General features: G+C 68.5%; 14 protein-coding genes. 5 read left to right on the top strand and 9 right to left on the bottom strand.

All coding sequences use genetic code 11. The annotated features are described in order from the left end of the window. The first annotated feature begins 603 nt into the window (after positions 1–603). The gene (locus ACQP2E_RS31735) at positions 604–1,638 is read left to right on the top strand and encodes a S1C family serine protease (protein WP_433826650.1); all 1,035 of its coding nucleotides are present in this window, start codon (positions 604–606) and stop codon (positions 1,636–1,638) included. A 296-nt stretch (positions 1,639–1,934) separates the two neighbouring features. Then, positions 1,935–3,056, top strand: coding sequence for an oxygenase MpaB family protein (locus ACQP2E_RS31730; RefSeq protein ID WP_433826649.1), 1,122 nt, complete (start codon positions 1,935–1,937; stop codon positions 3,054–3,056). Here ACQP2E_RS31730 and ACQP2E_RS31725 read toward each other — a convergent pair whose 3' ends face one another. Further along, on the bottom strand, positions 3,057–5,012 hold the full coding sequence (locus tag ACQP2E_RS31725; protein WP_433826648.1) for a methyl-accepting chemotaxis protein: 1,956 nt from the start codon (positions 5,010–5,012) through the stop codon (positions 3,057–3,059). It lies immediately after the preceding gene. A 48-nt stretch (positions 5,013–5,060) separates the two neighbouring features. On the opposite strand from ACQP2E_RS31725, the gene ACQP2E_RS31720 reads away from it, so the two are divergent. Next, positions 5,061–5,474, top strand: coding sequence for an acyl-CoA thioesterase (locus tag ACQP2E_RS31720; protein WP_433826647.1), 414 nt, complete (start codon positions 5,061–5,063; stop codon positions 5,472–5,474). Positions 5,475–5,546: 72 nt separating this feature from the next. Here ACQP2E_RS31720 and ACQP2E_RS31715 read toward each other — a convergent pair whose 3' ends face one another. The 8 genes from ACQP2E_RS31715 to ACQP2E_RS31680 all read right to left on the bottom strand — a co-directional run bounded on the left by ACQP2E_RS31715 (position 5,547) and on the right by ACQP2E_RS31680 (position 12,974). Further along, on the bottom strand, positions 5,547–6,467 hold the full coding sequence (locus ACQP2E_RS31715; RefSeq protein ID WP_433826646.1) for a hypothetical protein: 921 nt from the start codon (positions 6,465–6,467) through the stop codon (positions 5,547–5,549). An 88-nt stretch (positions 6,468–6,555) separates the two neighbouring features. Then, positions 6,556–7,479 carry a PDR/VanB family oxidoreductase gene (locus ACQP2E_RS31710; RefSeq protein ID WP_433826645.1) on the bottom strand — a complete coding sequence of 308 codons (924 nt, stop codon included), beginning with the start codon at positions 7,477–7,479 and terminating at the stop codon, positions 6,556–6,558. Continuing rightward, positions 7,469–8,476: a Rieske 2Fe-2S domain-containing protein gene (locus tag ACQP2E_RS31705; protein WP_433826644.1), complete on the bottom strand. Its 1,008-nt coding sequence runs from the start codon at positions 8,474–8,476 to the stop codon at positions 7,469–7,471. Before ACQP2E_RS31705 ends, ACQP2E_RS31710 begins: the two co-directional genes overlap by 11 nt. Positions 8,477–8,485: 9 nt before the next feature. Continuing rightward, positions 8,486–9,244: an SDR family NAD(P)-dependent oxidoreductase gene (locus ACQP2E_RS31700; protein WP_433826643.1), complete on the bottom strand. Its 759-nt coding sequence runs from the start codon at positions 9,242–9,244 to the stop codon at positions 8,486–8,488. Next, on the bottom strand, positions 9,241–9,660 hold the full coding sequence (locus ACQP2E_RS31695) for a VOC family protein (RefSeq protein WP_433826641.1): 420 nt from the start codon (positions 9,658–9,660) through the stop codon (positions 9,241–9,243). Before ACQP2E_RS31695 ends, ACQP2E_RS31700 begins: the two co-directional genes overlap by 4 nt. A gap of 13 nt (positions 9,661–9,673) precedes the next feature. Further along, complete coding sequence (locus ACQP2E_RS31690) at positions 9,674–10,720, bottom strand: C45 family autoproteolytic acyltransferase/hydolase (RefSeq protein ID WP_433826640.1); 1,047 nt, start codon at positions 10,718–10,720, stop codon at positions 9,674–9,676. Further along, positions 10,717–11,553 carry a polysaccharide deacetylase family protein gene (locus ACQP2E_RS31685; RefSeq protein ID WP_433826638.1) on the bottom strand — a complete coding sequence of 279 codons (837 nt, stop codon included), beginning with the start codon at positions 11,551–11,553 and terminating at the stop codon, positions 10,717–10,719. The genes ACQP2E_RS31690 and ACQP2E_RS31685 overlap by 4 nt, the downstream gene beginning before the upstream one ends. After that, a complete protein-coding gene (locus ACQP2E_RS31680; protein ID WP_433826637.1) occupies positions 11,550–12,974 on the bottom strand; it encodes an APC family permease in 1,425 nt (474 codons plus the stop codon). The genes ACQP2E_RS31685 and ACQP2E_RS31680 overlap by 4 nt, the downstream gene beginning before the upstream one ends. A 178-nt stretch (positions 12,975–13,152) precedes the next feature. On the opposite strand from ACQP2E_RS31680, the gene ACQP2E_RS31675 reads away from it, so the two are divergent. Both ACQP2E_RS31675 and ACQP2E_RS31670 read left to right on the top strand, forming a co-directional pair. After that, the gene (locus ACQP2E_RS31675; RefSeq protein ID WP_433826636.1) at positions 13,153–13,614 is read left to right on the top strand and encodes an Lrp/AsnC family transcriptional regulator; all 462 of its coding nucleotides are present in this window, start codon (positions 13,153–13,155) and stop codon (positions 13,612–13,614) included. Positions 13,615–13,660: 46 nt separating this feature from the next. Further along, entirely contained in the window at positions 13,661–13,849 is a 189-nt protein-coding gene (locus ACQP2E_RS31670; protein WP_433834103.1) for a hypothetical protein, read from the top strand. Positions 13,850–13,855: the final 6 nt, after the last annotated feature.

The raw sequence follows: 13,855 nt of genomic DNA, 5'->3' as shown, positions 1-13,855 counted from the left end.
GTGTGGGTGGTTCGCGTGGATGAGATCGCACCGAGTACTTGCGTGTGATCTCATCCACGCCTGGGCCGTGACGGGAGTTCACGCAAGCAATCGGTGAGTCCTCATCACTGCTACTAACTCCTCGCGTGTGCCTCCGTCTCGGCCAGCCGACCGCCCAGCCTCACGATCCGGCTCGCCCGCACCCTCGCCCTCGCCCGCCTGCGCTGTCTGGGGTGATCTTGTGAGTTTGTGGTCGCTTGCTGGCTGGTGGTCGGTCCGTCTCCGTTTCCGGGCTCATTCTCTGGGGAGGATGTGGCGGATCGGGCCGGTCGCCTTTGCTGAGCTTGGACGTGGGCTGAGGCGAGGGCGGTGGGCATGGACAGCGCGGCTGGCGGCGAGTCAATCGGCAACGGACCCGGCACTGGACCCGGCTCTGGACCTGGCTCTGGGCCCAGCTCTGGACCCAGCTCTGGACCTGGCGTCGAGCCTGGCGGCGGTTCAGGCGTCGGCAGGGCTGGGGGAGGCAGCGCTGGGGGCGGGACGGCTGGGGGAGGCAGCGCTGGAGGCGGCAGGGCTGGGGGAGGCAGGGCTGGGGGTGGGTGGGTCACCTGGGTTGGGGTGGCTGTGGCTGCTGTCCTGGGGGCCGTTGTCGGGGGCGTTGTTGTCGCCTCCGGTGAGCCCAGCGGTGCACCCGCCGGTGGGTCGGCTGCGCCGCTGCCGGACACCGCTCAGACCTGTGCCGCCACCGAGGTCTCCGCCAAGGCTCTGCCCAGCGTCGTGACTATTTCGGCGTCCAGCGGCGAGGCTGCCGGGACCGGGTCGGGGGAGGTCATTCGGGGTGACGGCTACATACTCACCAACAACCATGTGATCTCACTCGCCGTCGATGGTGGGCAGGTCAGTGTGCTTTTCAATGACGGGCGTACCGTTCCGGCCGTCATCACCGGGCGTGACCCGAAGTCGGACCTTGCAGTGATCAAGGTGGATGGGCAGGGTGACCTGCCGGTGATCGCGTTCGGCTCCTCGGAGGACGTGCGGGTCGGTCAGCCCGTCGTCGCGCTCGGTGCGCCGCTCGGGCTCTCCAACACGGTGACCTCGGGGATCGTGAGCGCGCTGGACCGGACCATCGAGGTTCCCGGTGACGACGGTCAGACGGCTTTGCTGGTCTCCGCGGTGCAGACCGATGCCGCGATCAATCCGGGCAACAGTGGCGGCGCGCTGGTGAACTGCGCGGCTGAGCTGATCGGGGTTCCGACCGCCGGTGCGGGGATTCCGGACGCGTCCGGTGGGAGCAGCGGTGGTGACATCGGGCTCGGGTTCGCGATTCCGGTCGACCATGCGAAATCGGTCTCCGACGAGATCATCGAGACGGGCACGGTCACCCACGCGTACTTCGGCTTCAGCCTGATCACCGTCCCCGCGAATCGGGCCGGTGCCGGTGGTGTCTTCATCCGCGGGGTGGTGGCCGGCGGTCCGGCGGCGCAGGCGGGACTGAAAGCCGGCGACATCGTCAGCGCGATCGACGGAAGTGCGGTCACCACGACGAACGACGTGGCCGCCGTGACACTCCTGAAGAATCCCGGCGACACGGTCAAGGTTGACTACATCAGGGCCGGAAAAGCCGCAGGAACGCAGGTGAAGCTCGGTGCCCAGCCCTAATCAGATGTTCTGAACATCCGGATGATGTGAGTATCCTGGCGGCATGGTCCGGCTCACCAGGGCGCAACAGCAGGCCCGCACCCGCTCCGTCGTGCTCACCGCGGCCTGGTCCAGGCAGGCGTCTCTGTCGAGACCACTGGGGTACGCGTGAACAACCGAACGTTCGCCGAAGGAACCACTGTGACGATCGACGGAACCACCGGCCTGATCGTCCTGGGCGAAGCACCTGTGACAAGCGGTGATATCGACGAACGTCTACGCCGCTTGCTGGAAGGGAAAGCACTTATCGTCGGGGTATGACTCCAACGAGGTTTGGTCTTGACCGGGCCTGGTCCGAGCGGGCCGCTCGTCCGTTGCGGTTCGTGGCGGGCCGGGGCGCTGATCCCACCGACGCGGAGCTGGCTGCTCTGCGGGCGGGGCTGACCCGGCGCGACGAGCTGGCTGATTCGCTGGTCCGGTCGGTGCCGGCTGGCGACTTACACCGATTTTTCGCCTCTTCCGATGATGTCCCGACGGGCGCGATTCGGATATTTCTCGATAAAGTCGAAACGCGGCCTGATTGGGTCGACGACCGTCTGCTCGAACGTGGCGCGCAGGCCTGCCGTGCCTTCGGGATGGACGCCGGCCTCGTTCTCGCGTACGGATCGCTGCTCGGTGGTTATCGCACGGCGGCCGCGCTGGAGCCTCTCGTGCGTACCGGAAGGCTTGCCGGCGGCGAGTCGCTGCGCCGGATCAAGGAGACGTCGATCTGGTGGCGGGCCGTCACCGAGCCGGGCGGTCTCGCGCCCGGCGCCGAGGGCTTCCGGCTGACCCTGCACGTCCGCGTCATGCACGCGCTGCTCAACGCGAAACTCGAAGCCGATCCGACCTGGGACCACGCGCTGCGCGGCCTGCCGATCAACCAGTACGACCAGGCCAGCACGCTCGGCGTGTTCAGCACCAGCTTCCTGCTGCACCTGCGCCTGCTCGGGGTACGCGTCTCCCGCGCCGACGCCGCAGCGGTCATGCACCTGTGGAGTTACATCGGCTGGCTCATGGGTGTCGACGAGGAATGGCTGCCGCACGACGAGCGGCGTGGCCGTCGGCTGCTCTACCACTTCCTGTCGAACGATCCGCCGCCCGATGCCAACAGCGTGGCCCTCGCCCGGGCGCTCATCCACATGGCCGACGACCTGCCCGGCGGCCGGGTGCGGCGCGTCTACGAGCGGGAACGGGCGCTCTCGGTGAGCTGCTGGCTGCTCGGACCGGCGGCCATCCGGGACCTCGGATTGCCGTACCGGCCACCGTGGTACGGCCTGACCCGGCTCGCCGCGAACGTGCTGGTCAGTCAAGGTCTTGGCCGGTTGCCGCGCGGGCGTGAGCTGCTGCTTGCACGGGGTGAGCGGCAGGCGCGGGCGCAGTTCGCCAGGTGGGGCTGATCAATCCTCGGCGTCGTTCATCAGGCGGTCGGCGAAGGTGACCAGGCGTTCCGCCAAGGCCTCGTCGGTGACCATGAACTGCAGGCCCAGCTCCTGCCTGTCGATGTTCACCACCCGGGAGTGCACCAGCAGCCGCACTTCGGCACTCTCCAGATCCACGTCCATGGTGTCGCCCTCGGCGTACTTCGCGTCGGTGGACACCTGACACCGCAGGCCACCCGCGCTCACGTTGATCAGGACAGCCTCGATCGGCTGATGACCCGGCCGGTGCAGCACCAGCTTGCCGGCCGCCGCGATCCGGTCGTGCTCCCGGCGTTCCAGGGTGCTCGCCAGACCGGCCATGTCCTCGATCCGGCCCAGCGTGGCGGACATCTGCCCGGCGAGCGAATCCATCAGCCGTCCCTGGTCGGCGGCGACGCTCCGCAGCGAGGTAGCGGCGTCGCCCACCCCGCCGATGCCCTCGATCATCGTGGCGATGGTGTGCGCCATCTCCGTCGTGTCGCTCTTCAGGTCGTCGATGGTCCGGGTGATCTGGTCGGTCGACTCCGCCGTGTGGTTGGCGAGCTGTTTCACCTCGTCGGCGACGACAGTGAAGCCGTACCCCAGATCACCGGCCCGGGCCGCCTCGATGGTGGCGTTCAGGGCGAGTAGCCGGGTCTGCCCGGCGATGCCGGTGACCAGGTGCGCCGTCTCGGCGACCCGGCGCAGGCTCTCCTCCAGCGAGGCGATCACCTGCTCGGCTGTCTGCGCCTGGTTCACGATCGCCCGGGTGGCGTCGTCCGCCGCGGTGATCCGCTCGTCGATCACTGCGGACGCGCCGGTCACCTCGCCGACCTTGTCCTGCACCTGCCGTAGCTCCTCGGCGATCACTCCGGTGGACTCGTCGATGACTTCTTGGGTACGCCGGCGGAACTGCGCCTCGGCCTGCCTCTGATGCAGGAACCCGGCGCGCAACTGCTGCTCCCGGGCCTGAGCCGCGCCGGCCAGCGCCGCGTCCTGCTCGACCAGCCGGGACCGGGCCACTTCGATCGCACGCCCGATGTCGCCCATTTCGTCCCGGCCGGACGGCAACGGCCGCGGCGCCAGATCCGCTCCGGCTATCGCGGTCACCGCGGCCACGGTCTGGCGTACGTCATGGCTCGTCCGCCAGAGCACGGCAGCCGCGAACCAGAGCGCCAGCAGGAACCCGCCGATGGAGATCGCCAGAACGGTGCCGCGTTCCATCCGAAACTGGTCCACCCGGTCGTCGAGCAGCGCGGACAGGCCTTCGTGCAGCGGTCCGACGGCTTTCGCGGCGGCGCCTGCCACGTCAGCCGTCTCGCCCTCGGCCAGCTTGGTGATCTCGTCGGCCAGCGCGCTCACCGGCGCCAGCCGTCCGCTCAGCGACGAATCGTCGGTATTCGCGACAGCCGTCGCGACATCGTTGCGCAGCGACTCCGCGATGCCGGCGAGCCGACCGGCCAGCACCGCCGTCTTCGTGCCGGCCGTGGGCAGCTGCAACGCCGCGACCAGCGCCTGCGGCAGCTGCACCACCTGCGCGTCCATCACGTAGAACGAATCCAGGTCCGGATCGAGGATCAGATTCGAGTTGTTCCCGATCACCGCCACCAGGTCCGCCAGCCCGGCCGCGGTGTCCGTTGTTTCGGATACAGCGGCCGCGGCCTCCGCGAGATCCAGCTCCGGGAACGCGGCTGCGGCTTCCCGCACCCCTTCAAGATCGGGGGTACGCCCAGCGGCCACCTCCGCGAGCGCGAGAAGAACCGGGCGCAACACGTCAGCGCCCTCCTGCTCCCGCACGCTGAAGCTGATGTCCGCGCTGGTTTCCGCGGTGTACATCCCGGTCGCCAGGCAACCCGGCACGAGCAGAGTCAGCACGACCAGCCCGAGCCTGGTGGCGGTGCGGATCCGGTCGGCGACCGCCACCACCGGACGGAGAGGTGTTGGGACACTGGTCACCCTCACAGCTATACGGAGAAAGTAGGTCCGATGTGTGAGGATCGGGCGATGTTTCAGGTGCGGATCGCGGTACGAGGGTACGAACTAGACCTTCAAGGACACGTGAACCAGGCTGTCTACCTGCAATACGGCGAGCACGCCCGCTGGCAGTGCTTCCTCGCCGCCGGATTGTCCCCGGAGGTGCTGGTCGGGGCGGGTGTGGGGCCGGTGGTGCTGGAGACGACGATCCGCTATCTGAAGGAGCTCCGCGCCGGCGACGAGGTCGACGTGACGTGCGACTTCGAATGGGGCACGGGCAAGACCTTCACGGTGTCGCAGGCGTATACGCGTATCGATGGCACCCCGGTCGCCACGGTGACCGGCGTGGCGGGCCTCCTGGACCGGCAGACTCGCCGCCTGGTTCCCGAACCGGCCGAGAAACTGCGAGCGCTCGCCGACAACCCCACCCCACTCAACCTGTAAGCCCACCCGGCATCACGAAAGCTGAAGGCGGCGCGACCGGGGGAGTCACGCCGCCTTCGGATCATGGGGCGGTCAGGTGCCGGTGCCCTGCTGGGTGGTGCCCTGCTGGGTGGTGCCCTGCTGGGTGGTGCCCTGGTCTGTCGTGCCCTGGTCCGTCGTGCCCTGGTCGGTCGTGCCTTGGTCTGTCGTGCCCTGGTCGGTTGTTCCTGGGTCGGTGCCGCTGAAGCCGCCCTGCCCCTGGCCGCCGAAGCCGCCGCTGCCGCTCCCGCCGGGGAAGCCGCCGCCTCCTCGCATCCCGCTTCCGGGGCCGCCCTGCTGAACTGTCACGGCCGGCGTGGAGGCGCTGTCACCGCCGACCGCTGACATGATCCCGGCGGTCAGGCCGGAGCTGGCGACGGCGGTGACCAGGACGGCGGCGGCGAGTACCAGCTTCGGGCTCTTGGCGAACCGTTCCCGCGCCGAAACCTTCGCCGGCGGAGCCCACGGGCCCTCTCCGACCGGCGGAACCCAGGCACCGGCAGCAGGCCAGCCGGCAGCAGGCCCGCCGACAGTCGTCTCGCCAGGGACCGTTTCCCCGGCGACTGCCTCCGCCTGCGGCCCGCTCGGCGTGCTGACCTCGGTAGCCGGCGCCGGCACGGTGATCACCTCGGTAGCGGTGGTCAGCTCGCCGCCACCCTGAGCTGTGCCATCGGCGTGAGCTCCGGTAACCGGCTGCGGGGCGGGAACCGCAGCGGGGAAGGCCGCTGTGTGGGCATCGGCGGGTCTGGGCGCCCACGGGTCGCGGGCTTCGGTCAGTGCCTCCGGCGCTGCCGCCGTCCCTGGCGCTGCCGCCGTCCCTGGCGCTGCCGCCGTCCCTGGCGCTGCCGCTGTTTCTGGTGCTGCCGCTGTTTCTGGTGCTGCCGCCGCCTCCGGCGCCGTGACTGGTTCCGGTGCGCCTGCCGACGGCGCCGGCTCGGGGCTGGCGGACTGCTTGGCTTGGTCTTGCGTACTCATCAAGGCTCCTCGACTGGTCACCGAAGACAAGCATCGGCAGTCCTGTTGTGTGGAGTCTGTGACCACGGTGGGGGTCGACTGTGGTTGATTACAGATCGAGGACCAGGCGCGCGGACGCGGCCCGGGACACGCAGATCATCATCGTGCCGCCCTGCGCGCGTTCCTCCTCGGTGAGCAGGTCGTCGCGATGATCGACGGCTCCGGAGAGAACCTTCGTCTCACACGTGCCGCAGAATCCCATTTCGCACGAGGACGGCACGTCCGCACCGGCGGCGCGCACCGACTCCAGGATCGAGCTCTCCGGCCCCACCGGCACCACGATCCCGGTGCGAGTCAGCTCGACTTCAAAACCCGTGACCGCTGCAGAAGCGGAAATCGGTGCCGCGAACCGCTCCACGTGCAGCTCGGAGCCGCGCCCGGCGGCCTCCATGAGGGTCTGGAGCGCATCAAGCATGCCGCCCGGTCCGCACGCGTAGACCTTCGCGCCCGCCGACCCCGCCACGATTTTCTCAAGATCGAGTGGTGCGTCGATCAGGTGGACAGCCTCCGAAATGCCGATCTCGGCGGCGAACGCGAAGTGCGCCGCTGACCGCGCCCCGTAAACCAGCTCCCACGGTGCCCCCGACCGCACCGCCGCCCGGATCATCGGGAGCAGCGGGGTGATACCGATGCCGCCCGCCACGAACACGTACCGATCGGCCTCGGCCTGCGGGAACGTCTGGCGAGGCACGCCCACCCGGATCACCTGACCGGGCCGGAGCTCACGGTGGGCTTCCAGCGACCCACCGCGGCCGCCGGGCAGGGCGAGCACCGCGATCCGATACTTCGACCGGTCGGCCGGGTCGCCGCAGAGCGAGTACTGCCGGACCAGCCCGGACGGCAGATGCACGTCGACGTGCGCGCCCGGCTCCCACACCGGCAGCGGGTCGCCGGAGGCGAGGGTGAACGAGACGATTCCCTCGGCCTCCCACCGGGACTCGGTCACCCGCAGAGACAGCGGCTCAGCCGGCATCGACGCTCTCCCGGGTGCGGCGCATCAGCTCCAGGAAACAGCGCCGGTAGTTGAGGGTGAACATGTCGGCCGGTACCGAGAACTCCTCGACCTCGGCGTCCCACGGGATCTCGCGGGGGTCGAGGTTCTCGACGATCGGCACGTCTTCGAGGTAGACCATCTCCTCGACGCGCAGGTTCTCCGCCAGGGATGCCCCGGAGTAATCCGCCGCGTTTGCCACACCCCAGAAGATCTTCACGTGCTCGTACGAGACGGGCGACGGGAAGCCGGCGACGACGCGGACGCCGTACTTCTGGTATTCGTAGGTGATCGAGGCCAGACCGGGCGCTATGCAGTGATATTTCATCATGCAGTCGCCGTCGTTTGCCCACTCGCCGGTGCCCGCGTTCAGCGGCCGGTACATCCACACGTCCACGCCGTCGCGCTTCACGTCGAGAGCTTCGACAACCTCCGGCGTGGGACCCATCGAGACCTTGTGTACGAACGGGAAGTGCGCCACGTCCCGGAAGTTCTCGATCGTCACACCGACGCCGACCGGTGAGTCGATCGGATCAGCGGCGAGCCAGACGAGATCGGCGTCCTGCCACTCCTCCGGGTCGTACATCGGACCGACCGGCTCTTCGAGAACCGTCCAGACATGGCCGAAACGCGAGACGGCGGGGTAGGTCCGGATCCGGGCTTTCGGCGGGATCCTCGACTGGTCGGCGAGCGACGGCACCCGGGAGCAGGCCCCGTCGGAGCTGGCGAACTCCCAACCGTGGTACGGGCAGGCGATCGACGCCGGGTGAACCTCTCCGATGGACAGGTCGCCACCGCGATGCGGGCAGCGCCGTGACTGGACAACCACCTGCCCGGAGCCGTCGCGGTAGACCACCAGCTTCACACCGAGAAGCGTCGCGGCGACCGGCTTGTCGAGATCAACGAGGCGCGCCACCGGGAACCACGAGCGACGCATGGCCTCCTCGGCCTGATCCCGCTTGGACGAAGTAAGGGACATCAACAGACCTCAAATTCCGACGACGAGGGCGCCACCGTTGGCGCCGATGACCTGACCGGTGATGAACGACGCCGCGTCCGACGCGAGGAAAGCGACGACGGACGCGATCTCCGAAGGCGCCCCCAGGCGGCCCAGCGGAACCGCTGCGACCTCTTCGTCGTACCGGTCGTCGGGGACCATCCGGGTCTGTATCGCTCCCGGGGTGACCGCGTTGACCAGCACGCCGTCGCGGACGAACTCGGCGGCGAGCGCCTTCATCAGGCCCAGCTGGGCGGCCTTGGAGACCATGTATCCATAGCTGTGCCCGTCCGGCACCTGCCCCCACTGCGAGGAGATGAAGACGACCCGGCCGTGCGGGCTGCGGCGCAGCAGGGGAGCGGCAACCCGGGTGATCGCGTACGGGGCTGTCACGTTGACGGCCAGGTATCGATCCAGTGCGGACGGCGGTGTCTCGTCCAGGGTCCGCCAGTCGTGCATCAGGCCGGCGTTGTGCACCAGGATGTCCAGCCCGCCGAAATCTTCCGCGATCGCCACCAGCGCGGCGGGCGTCGCCGGGTCGGTGATGTCGGCGGTCACCGCGGTCGTCGACATGCCCTCCTGGCGCATCCGGGCCGCGACCTCGACGACCTCCTCGTCGAGGTCGGCCAGCAGGACACGCGCGCCGAGCGAGGCCAGGGCGGACGCGTGTGCCAGACCCATCCCGCGGGCCGCGCCGGTGATCAGCGCGACCCGCCCGGTGAGATCCGAACCGGGTAGGGCCGAACTCATGCGCCGGCCTGGTGCGGCTCGGTGACGTACAGCATGTTGCCGTCCGGGTCGAAGAACGGCCGGTATCGGTACCAGGTCCCGTTCGGGTGCTTCCACTCGATCCGCTCGTCGACCCACTCGACCTTGCCGTCCAGTTCGGCCTCAGCGAGATCCAGGTCGTCCACTTCGAACGCCATCGAGTCGTACCCCGGTGCGTTGTCGGCGTTGACAGCGGTCCGGCGTGGCTCGTGCTCGCCGGCCTCGGATTTGAAGATGTAGAGGGTGAGGTTGCCGAGGTTGATCGCTGCCCACTCCTCCTCCGGGACGTAAGGCAGGTGAAACGGCAGTCCGAGCAGTCCGTGGTAGAAGTCGACCAGGCCGGCGACGTTCCTGGTCAGGATGTCCATGTTGTCGATGCGCTTGAGTCGCAGAGCCATGTTGATCTCCAATTCAGAGGAGGGAGCAGGGGCCGCCGGGGTGGGCGGTCAGGGTTCCGGAGGCCACGTCCAGCTCGACGACGGCCAGGGTGGCGAAACGCGAAGCGGCGGGCAGTGCCGGATCCGCGTGACAGCAGAGGCCACCACCGCCGAGCAGATGGCTGTTCATCGCGGCGATCACGTCCGGGGACGACGCGAGCCGCCGCCGCAGCAGATCCAGGCGGACCACACTGTCCGGCCCGGTGATCAGCTCGGTGTCACCCGACGATGCCGGTGAGCTGAGGAAGTGGTTCGTGTGCAGCAGCAACCCGTCCGCGTCCGGCAGCACATAACCCACCCGGACCGGGTTGACCTCGACGCTCACGGCAGCGCACTCACCGTCACGGGCCGCGACCAGCGTCAGCGCCGATGACGCCGAGACGGGCGCTCCGGCCAGGCGGACCAGCGCCTGGTTGAGATCGCGGGCGCCGTCCAGCACCGCGCGCGACAGCACGTGCACGGGAGCGCCGATCCCTGATCCGTCCGCCGCGTGATGCAGGATGTTGAAGAGAACGCCGAGGCCACGGCTGTTCACGCCGATCTTGCCGACGATGCCGTACTCGGTCAGTGTCGTGGTCACCGACCCGTCCGGGTGCGGGATCTCCCAGACGAGCCACGAGCCGGCCAGCGACTCGTACCAATCCCAGGCCTGCACCGCGAGCGGCTGACCGTTTTTGTTCAGTCGGACCACTGTGCTGCACTCCCCGCGTACCGTCGCTGGGCTCTTGAGGAGCGCGAGGATCTCGGTGCGTGCGTTGATCGCGCAGATCTCCGCGACGCTGCGTCCCGAGCCGGCGGCGAGGCCGTTGATCTCCTCGGCGATCTCTCCGGAGATCGCCCAGATCGCCTCGCGGGCGAGACCACCGAGGTGGTCCAGGTCGACAGGCCCGCTCGCGGCCATTTCAAAGAGCCTTGTGTACGCGAAAACGCACGCACTGATCTCGTCCGAGAAAGTCCGCCCGAACTCCTCACCGCGCTCGCGTGGCCCGAGAACGCTGGACCGGAACGTCCGAGTGGTCATGCCACGTCCTTCGGCGGCAAGCCCAGCAGAGGCCGGCAGTGCGCGGCGACCTCGTCGAGCCGGGCGAACCAGACGTCGTCGCGTGCTGTCATCTCGTCGAGCAGCGCCTCCACCTCGACCAGGCGATACGGCCGCCCGATCACCTCCGGGTGCATGGTGTACGTGGTGTGCCGGCCCTCGTCGGCCGCCGACCGGAACTCCGCCCACCAGCTGCGCCGCAGCTCGGACGGGTCGGTGACGTTGCCGCCGCCGTCGATGTTCCAGCCGAACTTCGGCCAGTCGTCGAGCGACCAGTGCACCGGCAACTCCAGGATCTCGCGGCCGTTCCACTGCTCGACGTACGGCCGGTCGTCGCCCATGCAGCTGGAGTCGTACCCGAAACCGCGGTCGACCAGCAGCTCGAACGTCTCCGGGGTGAGTTCCCAGGAGGTGGAGCGATAACCGGTGACATCGGTGGCGCCGGCCTTCGCGAGTGCCACCAGGCCCCTGTCGATCTCGGCTTCCTGGTCGGCCGTGCTGACCTTGTCGCTGCGCAGGTGCAGGTAACCGTGGTGAGCGATCTCGTGACCGTTTTCGAGCAGCGCCTCGACGAGGCCCGGGTGCTTCTCGGCGGTGTATCCCGGTACGAAGAAGGTTGCCGGTATGTCATATTTCTTCAGCAGGGCGAGGATCCGCGGAGTGCCTCGCGTGATGCCGTACCGGCCCTCCGAGAGGATCGTGAGGCGGCGGGAGTACTCCTCGCCCTCACCGAGCCAGCCGGCCTCGGCGTCCACGTCGAACGTCCAGCTGACGGCGACCTTCTTGCCGCCCGGCCAGTTCCAGTTCCCGGTCATCGGGCCGGCTGCTCCTTCCAGACGAAGCGTTCGCCGTCCTGGACGATCCGGCGGTAGAGGTACAGCAGGACCGACACCGAGAGCACGAGCACGCCGATGACCAGTTCCTTCGTTCCGCCGTACCCGGTGATCTGGGCGGAGAGCGCGCCGACAACAAGCAGGACCGCGTCGAAGAGAGCGAGCACCGCCGCGATCGCGACCCATTGCTTGCCGAGCCTGATCGGACGCTCGGCGTCCGGCGCGTCGCGCCGCAGATGGAGGAAGCCGGTCAGCGAGAGGATGTGGCAGAGGATGTAACCGAGGATCCCGGCCACGATCACGGCGAGTGCCTCACCGACGAACAGGATCAGGATCACGTTCACCACCAGGTCGAGCGACATCGCACGGCCGGGCACCTTGAACCGGTTGAGCTCGCCGAGCTGCTTGATGGTCAGGCCCTCGATGGCGCTGCCGTGCAGGACCCGGCCGCCGTCCGCTGTGGTCATCACCATCAGCAGCATCAGACCGGCGATCAGGCAGACCGTCATGAGCAGGTCACCGCCCGGGAAGATGCCCAGGTAGAAGGCGACCGGATCCTCGGCGACAGCGGCCTGGTCGGCGAGCCCGCCGACGCCGAACGGGACGAGCAGGTACACCGCGATCACGAAGACGCCGGCCAGCCGCAGCGCGATCCGCGAGTCACGGGCGGTGTCGCGGAATTCGGGGACGAACGACGCCACCGCCTCGATCCCGTAAACCGACCAGGCCAGCACGAACATCCAGGCGATCGCCGTGCGCCAGCCGGGGAAACCGCTCGCGGCGATGTCCCAGTGCAGGTTGCTGATCGACCAGGCGTCGGTCGTCAACGGCGCGATCGCGAAGATCAGGATGGGTACGAGGACCAGCACGCCGGTCGCGTACATGAGCCACATGGCAGGCCGCATGCCGAGCACGTTCAGAGCCCAGCCGAGCACCAGCACGCCCAGCGCCACGACGTGCGGGAAGCCGATCTCGGCGAGCCCGGTCGAGAACGTCCAGGTCTGCTCCGGGAACCATTCGGCCTGCACGAGCGTGCCGATCTGCAGGCCGTAGATGGCGAGCGAACTCGACCAGGCGAACCAGTAGCCGTACGTGGCGATCGGGCCGACCAGGGTGGAGCGGGTGCGCCAGCCCTGGTGGGCGTACATCGAGATGCCGCCGACCTTGTCGCGGAACATGCCGGCCAGCTCGGAGTAGACGAAGTTCTGCAGGCAGGCGACGACAGCGACCACGCCGAGCAGGGCGAGGGCGGTCCACGCGCCGATGTATCCGATGGCGTAACCCATGCCGACGAACAAGGCGGCCGGGATGGAGAGGCTGATGGTGAAGCCATCCCACCATCGCAGGGTCTTCTCGTAGACGTGATCTGAGGTCGGTCTTATATCGGTTTGCGGCTCCGGCACGTCGGGCCTCCTCGCGCATTGCGTGAATTTAGGGGCTCATTGCTGCGCGTTTCGCGTTGACGGGACGCTAGCACCACGCATTGCGTCTTCGGAAGGGTTGCAACTGCGCAATGCGCAGTATCCACGTTGTTTTACCGCGCAGAAACGCATCGCACAGGCGCTTCGCTACGCTTTCCGCATGTCTGACCACACCCTCGACGAGCTGGACCGCGCGATCGTGCACGAGCTGGAGGAGGACGGCAGGCGGGCGTTCCGGGAAATCGCCCGCAACATCGGCTCCTCCGAAGCCACCGTCCGGGCACGGGTCAAACGCCTCCAGGACGCGTCCATCCTGCGCATCGTCGCGTTCGCCGACCCGGAACAGCTCGGAAACACCCATCTCAGCCTGGTTTTCCTCACCGTCGACCCGGCCCGGCACCAGGCCGTCGTCGAAGCGCTTGTCGACATGCCCGAAGTCACGTACGTCTCGACGCTGCTCGGCCGGGCGGACCTCTGCGCCGAGGTGCTCACCGCCGACAACGCGGCCCTCTGGTCCTTCCTCAACGAGAAGGTCGCCCGGATCGACGGTGTCCGGTCCACCGAGACGACACCCATCCTCAAGGTGCACAAACTCCGCTACGCGACGCCGATTTCCAGCTGAAGTCCTGACCGGCCGGGTGCTCGGGGCGTGGGAGATTGGCGCCGTGATGGACGATTCTTTGCAGGCGTATACCTCCGGACACGTCGACGGCGAGGCCCGGCGCCACGACCAGGCGCTCGCCGACCACCCGGAAACCGGCCCCGACTACCGCGTCGGCGTCGTCGACGGCAGCGTCGCGGCGTTCCAGTCCGAGCTGATCGCCGAGGTGCGCCGGATCCTCGGCGATCCCCGCTAGGGGTGT

Origin of the sequence: Actinoplanes sp. CA-015351, assembly GCF_050955685.1 — a bacterium.
Lineage (GTDB): Bacteria > Actinomycetota > Actinomycetes > Mycobacteriales > Micromonosporaceae > Actinoplanes.
Note: the sequence above shows the minus strand (reverse complement) of the source record. Positions and strands in the feature narration are given on the sequence as shown.

What these genes read in the sequence shown, in the direction of transcription:
- ACQP2E_RS31705 (WP_433826644.1), bottom strand. Translation starts at nt 8,476, where the DNA reads ATGTCCCTTACTTCGTCCAAGCGGGATCAGGCCGAGGAGGCCATGCGT.
- ACQP2E_RS31730 (WP_433826649.1), top strand. Translation starts at nt 1,935, where the DNA reads ATGACTCCAACGAGGTTTGGTCTTGACCGGGCCTGGTCCGAGCGGGCC.
- ACQP2E_RS31700 (WP_433826643.1), bottom strand. Translation starts at nt 9,244, where the DNA reads ATGAGTTCGGCCCTACCCGGTTCGGATCTCACCGGGCGGGTCGCGCTG.
- ACQP2E_RS31720 (WP_433826647.1), top strand. Translation starts at nt 5,061, where the DNA reads ATGTTTCAGGTGCGGATCGCGGTACGAGGGTACGAACTAGACCTTCAA.
- ACQP2E_RS31685 (WP_433826638.1), bottom strand. Translation starts at nt 11,553, where the DNA reads ATGACCGGGAACTGGAACTGGCCGGGCGGCAAGAAGGTCGCCGTCAGC.
- ACQP2E_RS31710 (WP_433826645.1), bottom strand. Translation starts at nt 7,479, where the DNA reads ATGCCGGCTGAGCCGCTGTCTCTGCGGGTGACCGAGTCCCGGTGGGAG.
- ACQP2E_RS31690 (WP_433826640.1), bottom strand. Translation starts at nt 10,720, where the DNA reads ATGACCACTCGGACGTTCCGGTCCAGCGTTCTCGGGCCACGCGAGCGC.
- ACQP2E_RS31695 (WP_433826641.1), bottom strand. Translation starts at nt 9,660, where the DNA reads ATGGCTCTGCGACTCAAGCGCATCGACAACATGGACATCCTGACCAGG.
- ACQP2E_RS31715 (WP_433826646.1), bottom strand. Translation starts at nt 6,467, where the DNA reads ATGAGTACGCAAGACCAAGCCAAGCAGTCCGCCAGCCCCGAGCCGGCG.
- ACQP2E_RS31670 (WP_433834103.1), top strand. Translation starts at nt 13,661, where the DNA reads ATGGACGATTCTTTGCAGGCGTATACCTCCGGACACGTCGACGGCGAG.
- ACQP2E_RS31675 (WP_433826636.1), top strand. Translation starts at nt 13,153, where the DNA reads ATGTCTGACCACACCCTCGACGAGCTGGACCGCGCGATCGTGCACGAG.